Source organism: Vibrio sp. 2433-A1, from assembly GCF_056726085.1.
In genome coordinates, this window is the sequence record NZ_JBRESC010000001.1 from 367382 (window position 1) to 382470 (window position 15089).

The following is a 15089-nucleotide window of genomic DNA, read 5'->3' on the forward strand; positions in this document are numbered from 1 at the left end:
ACTACACTCCCTTAGATAATAATCAATTGGCCTTCAATCGCACCGGCTTGCTTCAATGCTTGCAAGATAGCCATCAAATCTGAAGGCGCTGCCCCCACTTGATTTACGGCGCGGACTAGATCGTCTAATGTTAGACCAGGTTCGAATTTGAACATCTTGCCCCGCTCTTCAGTCACTTCGATGTCAGTATCAGGCACAACAACGGTATCTCCACCGGCAAAGGCGTTAGGTTGACTGACATTAAGATTTTCTTTGATCGCAACGGTCATCCCTCCATGGGTTACAGCTGCTGGCTTTAAACGAACATGCTTACCGACAACGATGGTCCCGGTGCGAGAGTTAACAATAATTTTTGCTGAACCTTCAGCAGGATCAAACTCAATATTTTCAATCGCAGAAAGGAACGCAACTCGCTGAGTAACATCACGTGGTGCGCGAACCTTAACCGATGTCGCATCAATCGCTGATGCCATTTGCGGACCAAGAAAGTTATTTACTGCGTCGGCCATACGCTGGGCGGTGGTAAAGTCCGATTCCAGTAGATTAAATGTAATGAAGTCACCACGACTGAATGGAGTAGGTATCTCTCTTTCAACCATTGCGCCACTAGATATCATACCTGCTGTAGGGTTGTTACCGACAATTTTTGAACCGTCGGCTCCCGTAGCACTAAAACCACTAACAACAAGGTTGCCTTGTGCTACGGCATAGATTTGCCCATCAAGGCCTTTGAGCATGGTTTGCATTAATGTACCGCCACGTAGGCTTTTAGCTGAGCCAATTGAAGAGACGGTTACATCGATGGTTTGACCTTGTTTAGAAAACGCAGGTAGCTCAGCAGTAACAATAACAGCGGCAACGTTTTTCGACTTTGGTTTTGTGCCTGGTGGCATCTGGATACCAAAATTTTGCAACATCGCATTGAAGCTTTGATCGGTAAATGGCGTGGATTCACCTGTTCCCGGTAAACCTGTTACCAAGCCGTAGCCAACCAATTGGTTACCACGTACGCCCGCTACTTGCGAAACGTCTTTTATGCGTGCTGCATGCGCTTGTGTCGCGATAAACAGCAGACTTGCAACAAGGAGAAACCACTTTTTCATAACCGTACCTTTACTCTACACTCAACCAGCTTTGTATTTGTGCCAAAAAAACGGCATTAGCTGGGATTAGAGAGAGACATTAAAGAATCGTGCCAAGAATCCCGGTTCTTGCATATCTTGTTGTGTACCCGTGCCAGAGTACTGAATTCTTGCGTTCGAAATTCGGGTGGATGCTATGGTGTTCTGGTAATCAATATCATCAGGACGAATGGTTCCGCTCAGTCGTATGTATTCGTCGCCAGTGTTAAGAGTTAACCACTTTTCGCCACGTATCACTAAGTTACCGTTTGCCAGTACCTCAATAACTTCAACCGTAATAGAACCAGAAAGGCTATTGCTTTGGTTAGCCGCGGCACTGCCACTGAATGAATTATCATTACTTAAGTTATAGGAAAAGTTGTATTTCCCAAGGCTAAGTTGTTCTCCCCCCACTTCCAATGGATCCATGGTCGCATCATTGTTTTTCGATAAGTCAGCGTCTGAACTCTTAGATGCGTTGGTGTTTTCATCTAGCGTGACAGTAATGATGTCACCAATGCCACGTGGCTTAGAATCATCATAAAGACTGGATACACGTCCACTGTTAAATAGTGAACCTGTCTCTGCTGCATAATGCTCAGGCTGATGCTTAGGATGAATCGGGGCCCAAGCTGGATCGCCAGAGACCGGATCATTTCTGCCACGTAGCGTATCGATAATGCCAGACTCATCATCACTCGATTTATCACCTTCAACAGCATCAACGGTAGTCGTACCTTGCACAACATCCGGCGTTTCAATTGGCGGCTGCATAAGCGTACACCCAGATAGTGTGGTGATCCCCAACAGCATGGCTAGTAATCGATTCATCTTTCTACCCTCTTCCTACTAGATTAAAGCTGTTGGTTAACAAAGCTCATCATCTTGTCGACTGCAGAGATGACTTTAGAATTCATTTCGTACACACGCTGAGCTTCAATCATATTAACCAGCTCTTCAGTAACGTTAACGTTAGATGTCTCAAGCATCGACTGGCGAATATCACCAAATCCATCAAGCCCCGGTACACCTTCTTGAGGATCGCCACTTGCGCCTGTTGCCATGTAAAGGTTCTGACCAATAGGCTCAAGGCCACCAGGGTTAACAAAATCGACCGTGGCAATTTGACCGACCACTTGGTTATCTTGCTGACCACGAATACGCACTGATACTTCACCGTCGGTACCAATCGTGATGCTTTGCGCATCTTCAGGAATAGCAATTTCGGGTTCAAGTGCATAGCCTGCGCCCGACGTTACGATAACGCCTTCGTCATTCACAGTGAACTGACCATTACGGCTGTAACCAATGTTGCCATCTGGCATTAGGATCTGAAAGAAGCCATCACCCTCAATCATCATGTCGAGACTGTTGTTGGTCGTTTGGGTATTACCTTGGGTGTGTACCTTTTGGGTTGCCACAACCTTAGAACCTGCACCTAACATCAAACCACTTGGCAGTTCTGTGTTCTGTGAAGACTGACCACCAGGTTGGTTGATATTTTGATAGAACAAATCTTCAAATACCGCGCGACTTTTCTTGTAACCGACCGTCGATGCGTTCGCCAAGTTGTTTGAAATCGTTGAAATATTGGTTTGTTGAGCATCTAAGCCCGTTTTACTTACCCATAATGCAGGATGCATAACCTTCTCCTAAAATCTATTAGCTCATACGAAGCAGAGAATCAGACGCTTTGTCCATGTCTTCTGCCGTGCTCATCATCTTCACTTGCATTTCAAATTGGCGTTGCAAGTCAATCAAGCTAGTCATTTCACCAATAGCATTAACGTTGCTGCCTTCGATTGCGCCTGTGAGCAGTTTTACATCGGCATCCGCTTCGTATGCCGCATTAGGATCTTTTGCACGGAATAATCCGTTGATATCTTTGAATAGTGATTGATTATTGGTACGGGTAAGCTTGATTCGGTCGACAACTTCAATAGCATCTGCAGGTGCACCTTGAGGAACCACCGAAATTGTACCGTCGTTGCCAATCTCGACTTTACTTACTGGAATTGGAAGTGTTATTGGTGCGCCAGTTTCACCGAGTACTAAGTGGCCATTGCCACTGGTCAGTAAGCCATTCACATCAACATTTAGATTACCGTTACGTGTCAGACCTTCTTTACCTGTCTGATCCAGTACAGAGATCCAGCCATCACCTTGAATCGTCACATCTAAGTCACGACCCGTAGTAATCACACTACCTTGTTGGAAATTATGTCCCGGACGCTCTGTCATGCTAAACACTCGGCTAGGAACACCTTCGCCGTATGCCTGCATTGAACGCGCTTGCGCCAAATCAGCACGGAAACCCGTGGTACTGACGTTCGCTAGGTTGTTTGCTCTAAGCTGTAATGCCTGCATATTCTGCTTGGCGCCGCTCATCGCAAGAAACAGTGCACGATCCATAATTTGCTCCAATAATCACAATTCTGATCAATACAAAGCAATAGGTATGCCAAGTTATAAAATTCTTTTTATATCAATAAATTAAAGTCTAAACGGCTGGTTTGATAGAGAAAATAGAGGAGGCAATGAGTGAGAGGCGGCAACATAGCAAGCTGATCTTTGCCACCAGCTTGCTATACAGATTATTGCCAAACAACGTAAGACGATTAACGGATTTGCAGAATGTTCTGTTGAGTTTGGTTGTGCACTTCTAAAGAACGAGAGTTCGCTTGGAAGTTACGCTGAGCCGAAATCAGGTCAACCAGCTCTTGAGTCATGTCGATATTTGACTGCTCAAGCGTACCACTACTAATTGTACCAAATGAACCTTTGTTCGATTCACCCCAGATCTTAGCACCAGAGAACTGGGTCGCATCCCACTGAGTACCACCTTTCTTATCTAGACCTTGTTCATTGGCAACTCGAACCAAGGCAACACGACCTAGGATAATGTTCTCACCGTTGGAATAAGTGCCCAACACACTACCATTTTCGTCAAAATCAACTTTGGTTAAGAAACCTGTAGTTGCACCGTCTTCATCAAACTTAGTCAACTCAAAAGGAGCTGCAAACTGAGTTGCATCATTTAGACCAAATGAAAGTGTTTGGTTAACATCTGCACCGTTAAGTTCAACAGGGTTTGCCCCAGTACCTAGTGGTTCAGAAACAATATTTTGGCCGTTGTTAAGGCTTGCTAACGTACCATCATTATTAAACTTCATGGTATGACCAACGTGACCTGTCGGTGAAGTTACATCACCACCAGTTATGTTCAGAGGTTTCTCACCCGCACTATCAGTCACCGTGTAATAAGTCTGCCAAGTGTTTGCTTGGTTCTGATCTTTTAGGTAGTAAGTAGTAAGCTTGTACGACTGACCCATAGAGTCATAGATCGTCGAAGACGTTGAACGGTTATATGTTTCAGGATCTGAGTAATCAAATAACGCGGGATCTTTCAACTCACCACCTGCTGGTAGATTCACACCTACTTCAATATTCGCAGTTTGCTTTGGTTTGCCAAACTCTTTCGGAATATTCAATGGTGACGGTTCGTAAGAAAGTACGTCGCCCGTATCTTTGTTTACCTGATAACCCAACAAAAACTCATCGTTCGAAGAAACCATGTAGTTATCTTTGTTCAGGTGAAATGCACCATTACGAGTTAACTCATTAGAGGTCGGTGCCAGGCGGTCTTTAGCGACTGCGAAGAAACCGGTGCCACCAATACGTAAATCCATTGGGTTATTAGTATAAATACTTGAACCTTCGTGGAATTGTTGCGCCACCTTTGCCGCTTGTACACCTTGTCCAGGTGTCGTCTTAGCGTGAGTGAACAGTGAATTCGAGTAAACATCACCGAACTCAGCACGAGACTCTTTAAAGCCGAACGTGTTCGCGTTCGCAATATTGTTACTGGTTGTATTCAAGTCTAATTGAGCAGCAGCCAAGCCGCTTAGTGCAACATATGACATTCCAAAATCTCCTATCTAGCTAGCATAACGACTTAATTAAGAGTTACGCCTTACCAACTTCTAGTACTTCAGCAAGTCGAACTGGCGACTCAAAGCCAGCCAGATTGAGTAGTACGTTACCATCACCTTTACCCAGAAGGACGCTATTGACGTTTGCATAAGTCGAAACTTCAAACTCTTTCGCCTTCCCATCTAACAAACCCGATGCTTTCACATTGTATTTGCCAGCCGGCAATGGATTACCGTTTTGATCTTTGCCATCCCATTCAACACGGTTATCACCCGCAGGTTTAGAACCGACTTCAAAGGTACGGACAAGCTGTCCCATCTGGTCTTCTACTCTTACCATCACGTTATCAACAGCTTGAGGTAGTTTGACCATAGCAGCCATATTGCCGTCATCTTTCTTCACGCCCGCAGCACCTGGTACTAAGACATCACGTCCAACTAAGGATGAAGCCTGTAGTGCTTGATTGGAGGTCATTGACGCATTCAGTGTTTCAAACTGAGTGTTCATCTTGCCAATGCCATCTACGGTTGCGAATGACGCCATTTGCGCAATCATCTGGTCATTACTAACCGGCTTAAACGGGTCCTGCTGGGCAAGTTGCTTTGTGAGCAACGATAAGAAATCTTCTTGCTTTAGATCTTGCTTACCAGTTGTCTCATTCGGCTTATTCTTATCCTGAAGCTGTTTAAGCTGGTCGATATAGGACAAGCTACTCTGACCAACATTATTAATGCTACCGGCCATCTGTTACCTCCTTATCCTTATTGACCCATCTGCAGCGTACGCAGCAGCATTTGTTTACTAGCATCTGCTACTTGAACGTTCGTTTGGTATGAACGTGAAGCAGATATCATGTTAGCCATCTCTTCCATTACATTGACGTTCGGCTTGTAGATATAGCCTTCATCATTTGCAAGTGGGTGGTCAGGGTTGTATTCCGCACTTAACGGTTTATCACTTTCAACAATTCCCATCAATTTCACCGGCACCGTATAGTCGCGGCCATACTTTGCCTTACTCAACTCAGCTCCAAACACAGCATGACGCGCTTTATAAGTATCTTTCGCTGAACTAGCGATACTATCCGCGTTTGCTAGGTTACTTGAGGTCGTATTTAGACGAACAGATTCAGCGCTCATGGCAGAACCAGTTACATTGAAAACGTTAAATAAGCTCATCAGTTACCACCTTTAATTGCTTTCGTTAAGTTCTTGAATTTACTTCCTAAGAAGTCGAGTGACGCTTGGTGACGAATCTGGTTTTGCATAAACAAGTTACGCTCTAAGTCCACATCCACCGTGTTGCCATCACCCGTGTCAGGTTGCGTTGGAAGACGATACATTACTTCCCCTGTCACTTGTGTAGAGGCAGCGATGTGCCGACCATCAGTTCGGCTAAGACCAATGCTTGCCTCTGATGTTGCCGCCTGTAATGCCTTTTGAAAGTCCATTCCTTTTGATTTATATCCAGGGGTATTCGCTTGTGCAATGTTGCTAGAAATCAGCTCAGCATTGCGCTCACGTACTCCCACCGTGTATTGGTGAATACCTAGAGCTTTGTCAAAAGAAATAGCCATGTTGACCTCTACTTAAAGAACTGACCGTTAGTAATATTACAAAGCAATATGTGTACCAACTTTTATAATTAGTCCAATTTTGCTTTCACGTTCTGTACAGCAATAACCACGCCAATTTAAGAATTGGCCGTAGTATAGGGTTGAGATTTGGAATGCCTCACCAAAAGTATACTCGCTAGACTCCTAGTACTCGAGTTATTTTCTGGGCCGTAGATACGCAAAAGCCCAGCGATAAGGCTGGGCTTTGATTAGAAAGAGTCGAGCGCTCTATTTTAGTTTGTAGATGATTCCAGGGTTACAACGAACCATATCAAATCTATCGGTCAAACCTGTCAATGACTCAGATGCACCAAGCAACAAGTATCCACCTGGGTTTAAGCTATTAGCCATCTGGTTTAAAACCTGAGACTTCATATCTGGCGAAAAGTAGATCAAAACATTTCGACAGAAAATAATGTCAAACTTACCAAGCAGCGCATAGCTATCCATCAAGTTTTGTGGACGGAAGTTCACTAAGCGCTTTACGTTATCTTTCACTTTCATGCGACCGTCTCCCGCATCTTCAAAGAAGGTACGCCGGCGCTCAGGTGAAAGACCACGGCCAAGTGCTAAGTTGTCGTAAATACCCGCACGACACATATCTAGCATACTTGCAGAGATGTCGGTTGCAGTAATAGAAACACTTGGAAGCATGCCCGGCTTGCGTTGCTGCTGTTCTAATACCGTCATCGCCATTGAGTATGGCTCTTGACCTGAAGAACTGGCTGCTGACCAAATTTTAATTGGGCGTTTATTCGCTGCTGCTTCCGGTAGTAGCTTATTAGCGAGTACTTCAAAGGGGTAAGTATCGCGGAACCAAAGTGTTTCGTTGGTCGTCATAGCATCGACAGCAGCAACTCGCAGTTCACGGTTACGCCCGCTCACCACATCTCTTAATAGATCAGAAAGAGAAGCCAACTTGAACTTAGTAACAAGTGGGCTAAGACGACTTCTAACGAGGTATTGCTTGCTATCACCAAGAACAATACCGCATTGTGACTCTAAGAAACGGCTGAAATCACGATACTCTTGATCGCTTATAGTTATTGCTGTCATTCACTTCTCTTTTAATTAGTAAGTGCCGATTTCACTGCATTACCCAACTCATCAGGGTTAAATTTCGCAATAAATGAGTTTGCACCAACACGCTCGACCATCGCTTGGTTAAACACCCCACTCAATGACGAGTGAAGGATCACATACAAGTCTTTCATATCAGGGTGGCGACGAACTTCTGCAGTCAAAGTATAGCCATCCATCTCTGGCATTTCGATATCAGATATCACCAAAGATATCTGATCATAAATACTACCAGTAGCCGCCATTTCGACTAACTTATCATACGCCTCTTTGCCGTCTTTTGCCGACACAACTTCAAAACCTAGCGATGTGATCGCGCGCTCTACCTGTTTACGAGCAACCGTAGAGTCATCAGCAATAAGAATACGACGTACAATTTCTTTTTCAGTTTCTGCTTGGGCAATTTCTTCACTAATCGACGAGTCCATAGTCTCATCCACCGGAGCAATCTCAGCAAGAATTTTCTCTACGTCTAAAATTTCAACCAGTTCATTGTCGATATTAGTAACCGCGGTTAAGTAGTTCGCCTTACCTGCACCGTCTGGCGGCGGCAAGATTGCCTCCCAGTGCATGTTGATGATACGTTCAACAGACGTCACCAAAAATGCTTGTATCGTGCGGTTAAATTCCGCAATGACAACGAATGCCTTATCAACGTCAGTGGTAGGACGCCCACCAATCGCTAAACTAAGATCAATCACTGACACCGTATGTCCACGAATATGAGCAACCCCTTTCACTAGAGGGTGCAAGTTTGGCATTGAAGTAAGCTTAGGGCACTGAAGTACCTCTTTTACTTTAAATACGTTAATTCCGTAACGCTGGCGCCCCATTAGGCGAAAGGTTAGGAGTTCTAATCGGTTTTGACCGACGAGTTGCGTACGCTGATTCACTGAATCAAGAATACCGGTCATAAGCTCATCTCCATCTCAAACTTCATGCAAAAAAAATGGTAGTCTACGTAGTGGCCATGAAAAACCAGAGAAACAGAATGATATATCCTAGAACATCATCACGCTCAATTTCCATAACTAATTGTAGAGCTTTCTATAAAAAGTTTCGTAAGTCTATCGGCTTTTTATTCTTTTTCTTTAGTTTTTCAGTATTTTCCGCAACAGAAAGTCAAATTAAGCTTATTCAACAAACTGCAGAAGAGTACATTATCGCCGAAATTGAGTGGCCAATTGGAGGTAACCTTGAGGCGAAAGCGGCGAATATTGATAGTCGTATCTTTGCCACTGACTGTCCAAGTCCTCTATCGAGCTCTTCTTCGTCGACCAACCCCAGTTCCAGTAATATTACTGTTCTGATTGAGTGCCCCGAGGACAATTGGCGAGTCTATGTACCAGTACGCCTGATTCGCACAGGCCCTCAGGTCACCCTGGTCTCTCCAATTTCCCGTGGTCAGCTAATTTCTGAATACGATGTCACTATTAGTATGGTAGACCTACAACGTTTTAGACGGCAAGGATTTACCTCAATCGATGCTGTCATCGGCGCAAAAGCGAAGAAAAACCTTCGTGCTGGAGAAGTCATTGAAGACAGAGACATTTGCATTGTATGCCGGAATGAGACCGTTACTATCAAAGCTGTGAAATCAGGAATGACCATTACAACAAAAGGGGTTGCTCTGACAGATGGTTCACACGGTGAACAGATAAGAGTGAAAAATAGTAAATCCAACCGTATAATTGAAGGACGAGTATCTGGAATTTCGGAAGTCACAGTTATCTTTTAGCAAATCTGATAAAAATGCTAAAGTTCTCACCGTGATCGTCGATATTGACAGTACAAGTTCTATTTTAAAAAGGCTCATCTATGGCAGGCATTGATAATATACGTTCAGGGCAAACACTCTCGACAACGACGAGAAGCTCAGTTCGCAATGATAACTCGACCACTAGCGGTTCTGATTCAGCAAAAAAATCGACCGTTGCGCAAGACGCGGTTTCACTAAGCTCTCAGGGCAAAGCGGTCGGAGAAATGCATAATCAAATGGTTAGGCAACCTAGCTTTGATCAGGCAAAAGTTGCGGCGATAAAAGAAGCGATTGCCAACGGCTCTTACACAGTCGATCCGGAAAAGCTGGCAGATAATATGATGAAGTTCGAAAAAGAACTTGGCGGACTTTAAATAACAAGTGAGAATTCAATAGATGGCAGCGCTACATGGTTTGGTCGAGTTTCAGTTGAAGAATGCCCTAGAGCTTAGTGATGTTCTTGAGCAAGAAAAACATGCCATTACCAGCCGTCAATCTAAAAATATTGAACAGATAGCCACCAAAAAAGTCACCCTCATTGAACAACTTCAAGTCACTGATGATCGTATTCGTCGCCATCCTGACGTTGAAAGCTTAACCTCAAATCCAGAGTTGAGCCCTCTGGTAGAGCAAATCCGTGAGCTTATTTCTCAATGTCAGCAAGCGAATGAAGTGAATGGTCAAGCATTGCAACGCGCACAGTTAAGCTACAATAAGCTAAATAACTTGATGAAACAGTCTCAAGGCAAGCTTGGCATGACATATACTGCCGAAGGCCAAACGAAGAATGTGACTACGCTTGGAACAAATATTAAAGCCTAGCCAATTTGTTCATCAACTGCATAGAAAACCCAAATAAATAAAAGCGGCAATGATTGCCGCTTTTTCTGTATCTGGAGAGAATATTTCAACTAGAAAAGTGTTTGCTGCCTTTTTTCTGGAACCTGTTGAACTTCACCGTAATCACGCAGTTTGTTCATCTTATCGATATCTAAACGAAGTTCAGTCACGTAACTGTCACCAACTTTATAGCTTCTTACAACCTCAGCACCACGGATAACACCGTCTACAGCACCAGACGTAAGCTCCGTCCCGAGACGTTGATCTTTAAGATCGGCTCTGCCACTTACACGCATGCCATACACTTGTTCAGCGAGTTCACGATACGCATCAATTTTAGAGGCGCGCATCGCACGTACCTGCCTTTCATCTTCATTACGCCCCTTTTGTTCACTGATGCTGGCGTAACCAACTGCAGTCAACCAGTGGTCAGGACGCATGTTCTGCATAGGTTGGCAGCCAACCATCATCAAAGCAACAACCACAAGTAATAACTTTTTCATTGTCTCTCCTATGGACGCAGAATCACGGTATACGGTTGAGTTATCGTTGGGTCAGAACGAATTAGCACCCCATCTTGGGTACGAATGCTATTAAGTGTATCAAGATCTCGACCAATACGATCTGCTGGCAAGAACCCTTGAGCTGTGGCAACCACAATTCTTGACTGCATACCAACAACGCGTGCATTTACCAATACTCCCCCCTCTTGACGAAGCATGGTACCGGTCAGTACATATTGAATATCTTGCTCCTGCGCAAGATCTTTCCAGTCTCGGCTAAAAGCGAAATCACCTTGATTCGTCACTTGAATCGATCCTGTTGTTTTGTAATCAACAACCTTGAACCCTCGACGCTGAAACTGGTAAATAAATCCTTCCGATACAGAGTTACCTAACCAGTTAGTCGTATCCATATTCTGCAAATCAACAAATGACGTGACTGCAATCGGTGTGCGAGCCGATACACTGGTGTTGGAAACCATCAAGTCCTCGGTCATGCTCTCTACAAAAAAGTCAAGAGTATGACGCGGACTGTCCATCAGCATAAACTGTGAACCATTGTAAGGTTCTTTACCATTGTATATTGGCGCATACGCACAGGCGGTCAAAAACACCACCGGCACAAGCGATAACCATTTTTTCATTCTCTAATCTCCGATACATTAAGGCCTAAATGTCGACTCTTTTACAAAACAACGAAAAGTGGAACATTCTTTGCTTTTCTATCAATGCAACTATTCAGAAAGGCAATGCCTAAATCAGCTAAGGTTAATTAAGCAAAAAATGAACCAACTTGGTAATCAATCATGAAAAAATCGCTTCTGAACTTTTTATCAGCCATCTACTTAAGTCTGTTTGCACACGGCGCGCTGGCAGGTTGGTATGAAGTCACGGGGACTTCGACTATCGATTCATCAGAAGAAGTCGCCCGTGTTAATGCGCTAGAAGACGCAATCTACAAAGCAGTGAGCTTTTCAGGCGCTGATATCGGTAGCATCGCTAACCTCCGCCCATTGCTTGAAAGTGGGCGTAAAGAGTATCAGTTCACCGGTACGGAAGTGCGCTATATCTTAGTCGAAGAAGAAAGAGCCCGTAAAGACGTTATGTTTGTCAAAGCGCGCATCGATATTTACCCATCGGCAACAGGTTGCCATGTCAGCCAATATAAAAAAACGTTCTTAGTTGGAAACATTGACCTAGCCTCTCCACAGCAAGCGGTCATGGGGCAGATATACAGTATTGGAGATGATTTTGCCAACGTCATCAACCGCCAGTTAGATCAAGAGTCTGCTAGCTTTATTTCCGTTGGGACGACCGACTTTGAAATCAGTAAGAAATACCCCGAGCGTCTTAAAATGATCGCTGAAGATACAGGCGCGCAGTACATTATTGGTGGGGTAATTACCGACCTCACGGCAACGATTGAAAAAAACCTAATTAAAGATGATGTCATCAACCGCCAGTTTGCGCTAGAGATGACGATTTTCGATGGTAAAACCGGTAATGAAGTCTATAACCGTAACTACCGTGAAGTGGCACGTTGGCCATTTGCCAAAACAAGCCAAGTCGATACTAAAAGCGCTCGCTTTTGGGCTTCAACCTACGGCAACATGATGCTACGTGTCAGTCGAAACATCATGCTCGACCTCGAATCAGAAGTCTCTTGTAAAATCACCTTACCTGAAGTCGTCGCTAAATGGGACAATACCATCACAATCGACCTGGGGCGTGTTCATGGCGTACAAGAAGGTGACAAGCTAAAACTCTGGCACACGGGCTCGTTCATCGACCAGCGCGGTTTACCTCGAAACAAAGTCACAGAAACTGACATAACACTAACGGTATCTCGTGTGTATGAAAACGAAGCAGAGCTATCTGTCGATCAAGCAGAATTAGCAGGCAGTATTCAGATCGGAGATGTGATGCAGAAATTTCTGTAGCGATATGACCAAAATGACACTACGCTCCGTAGCACAGAGGTGTAGCTCGCTCTGTTGCTAACAGGTCGAATCCCACCATAAACACCGTCCTTATATTTGGGCCAAGTAAAAATGCTTGGCCCTTTTGCTTTCTTGACTTCACCATCCCTCAACTTTCATCTAAAATAATTATTAACAAAGTTATCTATAGTTAAACAATGAAAAAAAGTAACTTAGAGACCAACACAGGTCATCGTTTCATTTCTAAGGCCAAAACGGCCTTCAAAATTCACATCCATACTCCAGATGACAAAGTCATCCACCGGTCTGTCGGCTACATTCGTATTGGAGAGAAGAAAGGTCTGCAGAAAGCGATTAAGTTGCGAAATGAAATGGGCAGCGAGATGTGGGGCAAGTTTTGGCGCCGTCTACTCAAAGACCCTTACCTCATGACACGTCTACCCCACTCACTTGAACCTAAGATCATCTTTAAACCTCGACCGACAAAAGATAACCCAGACGCTAAAGATGAATGCTATATCGCCGCATGGCGCAACTATGATGAAAATGGCAAGTTGATCTATCGAAGCGTCGTTTGCTCCATTAAAAAACATGGACGATTAGCCGCCTACTCAAAAACCAAAAAAGCGCTCCTCGCAGCCAATAAGGAAAACTTAGAGATCTTGGAGTTTATGGGCCGATTAAACAGTATCGATTTAAAATAATTGCCAATTAACAAATACTCTAGCATTGCAAATGCTAGCCGTGATTAAAACAAAAAAGCCTTGGCATCGACCACAGTGTAGATCAGATAAGAATCGGTTGACCGACCCTTACCTGATCTACATTGCGACCTAAGTCAAGGCTTTTTCTGACGCTGTTATTTATAGAATTATTATTGAGCTACTTGGTACTCAAATTCAGGAACGCTCACTTCAACACGGCGGTTTTGCTCACGACCTTCACGAGTTTCGTTAGATGCAAGTGGGTTGTTTTCACCTTCACCACGAGCAGTAATACGTGAAGAATCAATGCCTCTCTCTTCTAGAGTTTTTGCTACAGACTCAGCACGTTTCTCAGAAACTACTTGGTTGTAGTCCGCAGCACCTGAAGTATCAGTGTAACCAACGATCTCTACGTTAGCTTGAGGGTAAGTATTTAGGAACTCTACTAGCTCGTCTAGTTGTTCTGCACTGTCTTGGGTTAGCTCAGTGCTGTTTAGCTTGAAGCTACCAGTACCGAGTTGTTGAGTTTCGAATGTTTTTGTTTCAACAATAGGTTCAACTGGAGTTTCTTCTACTACAACTTCTTCAGTCATTTCTTCTTCAACAACTACAACTGGTGCTGCTTCTTCACTGCCGCCAAATTTGTAAACGAAGCCAAGTGTTGCACTGTTACCCATAGCACGTACTTGCTCATTGTTTGCATCAGTAATTGTTTGGTATTCAATACGAACTGTCACATTTTCATGTGAATCAAATTCGATACCTGCAGCGCCTAGGTAAGAATAATCATCTTGATTGCCGTATTTTACGTATGCACCACCAAACTTACCGTAAAGTGAAATATCGTTAGTAATAGGAAGGTTTAGTTTAGGCGCTAAAGTGAATGCTTCAACTTTGTCATCATTTAGACCGTCAGCAGTGAATTTGCCTAGGTAATCGTAACCACCTTCAATTGATAGGAAATCCCACATTTCGTAGCCAGCGAACACACCTGCTGTAGATGCTTCGTCATCACAGTTTGCTGTTGTGCACGCGTCATCTAACCATGATTTACCTACTTTACCACCAACATAAAGCTCTGCCATTGAAGGTGCAGATGCGAGAAGAAGTGACGCTGAGATTACCGCTGCTAATTTTTTCATTACTGTTTCCTTAATACTTAAATATTAATGTCGTTATCGTTTAGCTTTTACCCTGCACTCAATCTCTCCAAGCAAAGTGGAGATAAGATCCATTCATTCACTTCCTGATGTGTCATTTCGCTCCAGGTTAATCCGGTGCTTTAGCTAACAATAAACGTGACTATATGTAACCAACGGGGAGGACTATAAAGAGGATCAGTTCAATTAATAAAGGGGGGGAATGTCATCATTTAGTTGCCTTAAAGTCAGAGGAGTTTCAGGAAACACTCTCAACTATTGCGGCATAAGGGCTAGCGTTCCTTCACACTTTTTGCGTGTTTCACGAAAAAAAACGCGTCTAAAAACAGTATTCTTAAATTCAAGACGATATTTTGTAGGCCATTTCCCAAATAAAACCAGCACCACACTCGGCAAGATTAGGTATTTTTGAAATAAAAAACCAATTGATATGT

18 protein-coding genes are annotated in these 15089 nt (G+C 43.8%); 5 read left to right on the forward strand and 13 right to left on the reverse strand.

Going from position 1 to position 15089, the window contains the following annotated elements; all coding sequences use genetic code 11:
• Nucleotides 1-11 precede the first annotated feature (11 nt).
• The 10 genes from ACU01J_RS01715 to ACU01J_RS01760 all read right to left on the reverse strand — a co-directional run bounded on the left by ACU01J_RS01715 (nt 12) and on the right by ACU01J_RS01760 (nt 8663).
• The gene (locus tag ACU01J_RS01715) at nt 12-1103 is read right to left on the reverse strand and encodes a flagellar basal body P-ring protein FlgI (RefSeq protein ID WP_481084135.1); all 1092 of its coding nucleotides are present in this window, start codon (nt 1101-1103) and stop codon (nt 12-14) included.
• Nucleotides 1104-1169: 66 nt separating this feature from the next.
• A complete protein-coding gene (gene flgH / locus ACU01J_RS01720; RefSeq protein ID WP_481084136.1) occupies nt 1170-1952 on the reverse strand; it encodes a flagellar basal body L-ring protein FlgH in 783 nt (260 codons plus the stop codon).
• 23 nt (nt 1953-1975) lie between these two features.
• Nucleotides 1976-2764 carry a flagellar basal-body rod protein FlgG gene (gene flgG, locus ACU01J_RS01725; protein ID WP_481084137.1) on the reverse strand — a complete coding sequence of 263 codons (789 nt, stop codon included), beginning with the start codon at nt 2762-2764 and terminating at the stop codon, nt 1976-1978.
• Nucleotides 2765-2783: 19 nt separating this feature from the next.
• On the reverse strand, nt 2784-3533 hold the full coding sequence (locus ACU01J_RS01730; protein WP_053441809.1) for a flagellar basal body rod protein FlgF: 750 nt from the start codon (nt 3531-3533) through the stop codon (nt 2784-2786).
• 206 nt (nt 3534-3739) lie between these two features.
• A complete protein-coding gene (gene flgE, locus ACU01J_RS01735) occupies nt 3740-5044 on the reverse strand; it encodes a flagellar hook protein FlgE (protein ID WP_481084138.1) in 1305 nt (434 codons plus the stop codon).
• A gap of 43 nt (nt 5045-5087) precedes the next feature.
• A complete protein-coding gene (gene flgD / locus ACU01J_RS01740; protein WP_481084139.1) occupies nt 5088-5798 on the reverse strand; it encodes a flagellar hook assembly protein FlgD in 711 nt (236 codons plus the stop codon).
• A 17-nt stretch (nt 5799-5815) separates the two neighbouring features.
• Entirely contained in the window at nt 5816-6232 is a 417-nt protein-coding gene (gene flgC, locus ACU01J_RS01745) for a flagellar basal body rod protein FlgC (protein ID WP_481084140.1), read from the reverse strand.
• Nucleotides 6232-6630 (reverse strand): flagellar basal body rod protein FlgB, encoded by a 399-nt coding sequence (gene flgB, locus ACU01J_RS01750; RefSeq protein ID WP_481084141.1) that lies wholly within the window; start codon nt 6628-6630, stop codon nt 6232-6234. Before flgB ends, flgC begins: the two co-directional genes overlap by 1 nt.
• A 267-nt stretch (nt 6631-6897) precedes the next feature.
• Nucleotides 6898-7725: a protein-glutamate O-methyltransferase gene (locus tag ACU01J_RS01755; protein WP_481084142.1), complete on the reverse strand. Its 828-nt coding sequence runs from the start codon at nt 7723-7725 to the stop codon at nt 6898-6900.
• A gap of 11 nt (nt 7726-7736) precedes the next feature.
• Complete coding sequence (locus ACU01J_RS01760) at nt 7737-8663, reverse strand: chemotaxis protein CheV (RefSeq protein WP_481084143.1); 927 nt, start codon at nt 8661-8663, stop codon at nt 7737-7739.
• A gap of 77 nt (nt 8664-8740) precedes the next feature.
• Here ACU01J_RS01760 and flgA point away from each other — a divergent pair, with 77 nt between their 5' ends.
• The 3 genes from flgA (at nt 8741) to ACU01J_RS01775 (ending at nt 10330) form a co-directional block, all read left to right on the forward strand.
• On the forward strand, nt 8741-9487 hold the full coding sequence (gene flgA, locus ACU01J_RS01765; RefSeq protein WP_481084144.1) for a flagellar basal body P-ring formation chaperone FlgA: 747 nt from the start codon (nt 8741-8743) through the stop codon (nt 9485-9487).
• An 80-nt stretch (nt 9488-9567) separates the two neighbouring features.
• Nucleotides 9568-9882 (forward strand): flagellar biosynthesis anti-sigma factor FlgM, encoded by a 315-nt coding sequence (flgM, locus tag ACU01J_RS01770; RefSeq protein ID WP_481084145.1) that lies wholly within the window; start codon nt 9568-9570, stop codon nt 9880-9882.
• Nucleotides 9883-9904: 22 nt separating this feature from the next.
• The gene (locus tag ACU01J_RS01775) at nt 9905-10330 is read left to right on the forward strand and encodes a flagella synthesis protein FlgN (protein WP_481084146.1); all 426 of its coding nucleotides are present in this window, start codon (nt 9905-9907) and stop codon (nt 10328-10330) included.
• An 89-nt stretch (nt 10331-10419) separates the two neighbouring features.
• Here ACU01J_RS01775 and flgP read toward each other — a convergent pair whose 3' ends face one another.
• Together flgP and ACU01J_RS01785 are read right to left on the reverse strand one after the other, a co-directional pair.
• Nucleotides 10420-10851: a flagellar assembly lipoprotein FlgP gene (flgP, locus tag ACU01J_RS01780; RefSeq protein WP_481084147.1), complete on the reverse strand. Its 432-nt coding sequence runs from the start codon at nt 10849-10851 to the stop codon at nt 10420-10422.
• An 8-nt stretch (nt 10852-10859) separates the two neighbouring features.
• The gene (locus ACU01J_RS01785; RefSeq protein WP_481084148.1) at nt 10860-11495 is read right to left on the reverse strand and encodes a FlgO family outer membrane protein; all 636 of its coding nucleotides are present in this window, start codon (nt 11493-11495) and stop codon (nt 10860-10862) included.
• Between the two features lie 162 nt (nt 11496-11657).
• Here ACU01J_RS01785 and ACU01J_RS01790 point away from each other — a divergent pair, with 162 nt between their 5' ends.
• Both ACU01J_RS01790 and ACU01J_RS01795 read left to right on the forward strand, forming a co-directional pair.
• The gene (locus tag ACU01J_RS01790) at nt 11658-12791 is read left to right on the forward strand and encodes a flagellar assembly protein FlgT (RefSeq protein WP_481084149.1); all 1134 of its coding nucleotides are present in this window, start codon (nt 11658-11660) and stop codon (nt 12789-12791) included.
• A 197-nt stretch (nt 12792-12988) separates the two neighbouring features.
• On the forward strand, nt 12989-13495 hold the full coding sequence (locus ACU01J_RS01795) for a Fe3+-citrate ABC transporter substrate-binding protein (RefSeq protein WP_053441801.1): 507 nt from the start codon (nt 12989-12991) through the stop codon (nt 13493-13495).
• A 170-nt stretch (nt 13496-13665) separates the two neighbouring features.
• Here the strand turns inward: ACU01J_RS01795 and ACU01J_RS01800 are convergent, their stop codons facing one another.
• On the reverse strand, nt 13666-14637 hold the full coding sequence (locus ACU01J_RS01800; protein ID WP_481084150.1) for an OmpA family protein: 972 nt from the start codon (nt 14635-14637) through the stop codon (nt 13666-13668).
• Nucleotides 14638-15089: the final 452 nt, after the last annotated feature.

Coding starts and splice junctions, on each gene's coding strand:
- ACU01J_RS01715 (WP_481084135.1), bottom strand. CDS start 1,103: ATGAAAAAGTGGTTTCTCCTTGTTGCAAGTCTGCTGTTTATCGCGACA.
- flgH (WP_481084136.1), bottom strand. CDS start 1,952: ATGAATCGATTACTAGCCATGCTGTTGGGGATCACCACACTATCTGGG.
- flgG (WP_481084137.1), bottom strand. CDS start 2,764: ATGCATCCTGCATTATGGGTAAGTAAAACGGGCTTAGATGCTCAACAA.
- ACU01J_RS01730 (WP_053441809.1), bottom strand. CDS start 3,533: ATGGATCGTGCACTGTTTCTTGCGATGAGCGGCGCCAAGCAGAATATG.
- flgE (WP_481084138.1), bottom strand. CDS start 5,044: ATGTCATATGTTGCACTAAGCGGCTTGGCTGCTGCTCAATTAGACTTG.
- flgD (WP_481084139.1), bottom strand. CDS start 5,798: ATGGCCGGTAGCATTAATAATGTTGGTCAGAGTAGCTTGTCCTATATC.
- flgC (WP_481084140.1), bottom strand. CDS start 6,232: ATGAGCTTATTTAACGTTTTCAATGTAACTGGTTCTGCCATGAGCGCT.
- flgB (WP_481084141.1), bottom strand. CDS start 6,630: ATGGCTATTTCTTTTGACAAAGCTCTAGGTATTCACCAATACACGGTG.
- ACU01J_RS01755 (WP_481084142.1), bottom strand. CDS start 7,725: ATGACAGCAATAACTATAAGCGATCAAGAGTATCGTGATTTCAGCCGT.
- ACU01J_RS01760 (WP_481084143.1), bottom strand. CDS start 8,663: ATGACCGGTATTCTTGATTCAGTGAATCAGCGTACGCAACTCGTCGGT.
- flgA (WP_481084144.1), top strand. CDS start 8,741: ATGATATATCCTAGAACATCATCACGCTCAATTTCCATAACTAATTGT.
- flgM (WP_481084145.1), top strand. CDS start 9,568: ATGGCAGGCATTGATAATATACGTTCAGGGCAAACACTCTCGACAACG.
- ACU01J_RS01775 (WP_481084146.1), top strand. CDS start 9,905: ATGGCAGCGCTACATGGTTTGGTCGAGTTTCAGTTGAAGAATGCCCTA.
- flgP (WP_481084147.1), bottom strand. CDS start 10,851: ATGAAAAAGTTATTACTTGTGGTTGTTGCTTTGATGATGGTTGGCTGC.
- ACU01J_RS01785 (WP_481084148.1), bottom strand. CDS start 11,495: ATGAAAAAATGGTTATCGCTTGTGCCGGTGGTGTTTTTGACCGCCTGT.
- ACU01J_RS01790 (WP_481084149.1), top strand. CDS start 11,658: ATGAAAAAATCGCTTCTGAACTTTTTATCAGCCATCTACTTAAGTCTG.
- ACU01J_RS01795 (WP_053441801.1), top strand. CDS start 12,989: ATGAAAAAAAGTAACTTAGAGACCAACACAGGTCATCGTTTCATTTCT.
- ACU01J_RS01800 (WP_481084150.1), bottom strand. CDS start 14,637: ATGAAAAAATTAGCAGCGGTAATCTCAGCGTCACTTCTTCTCGCATCT.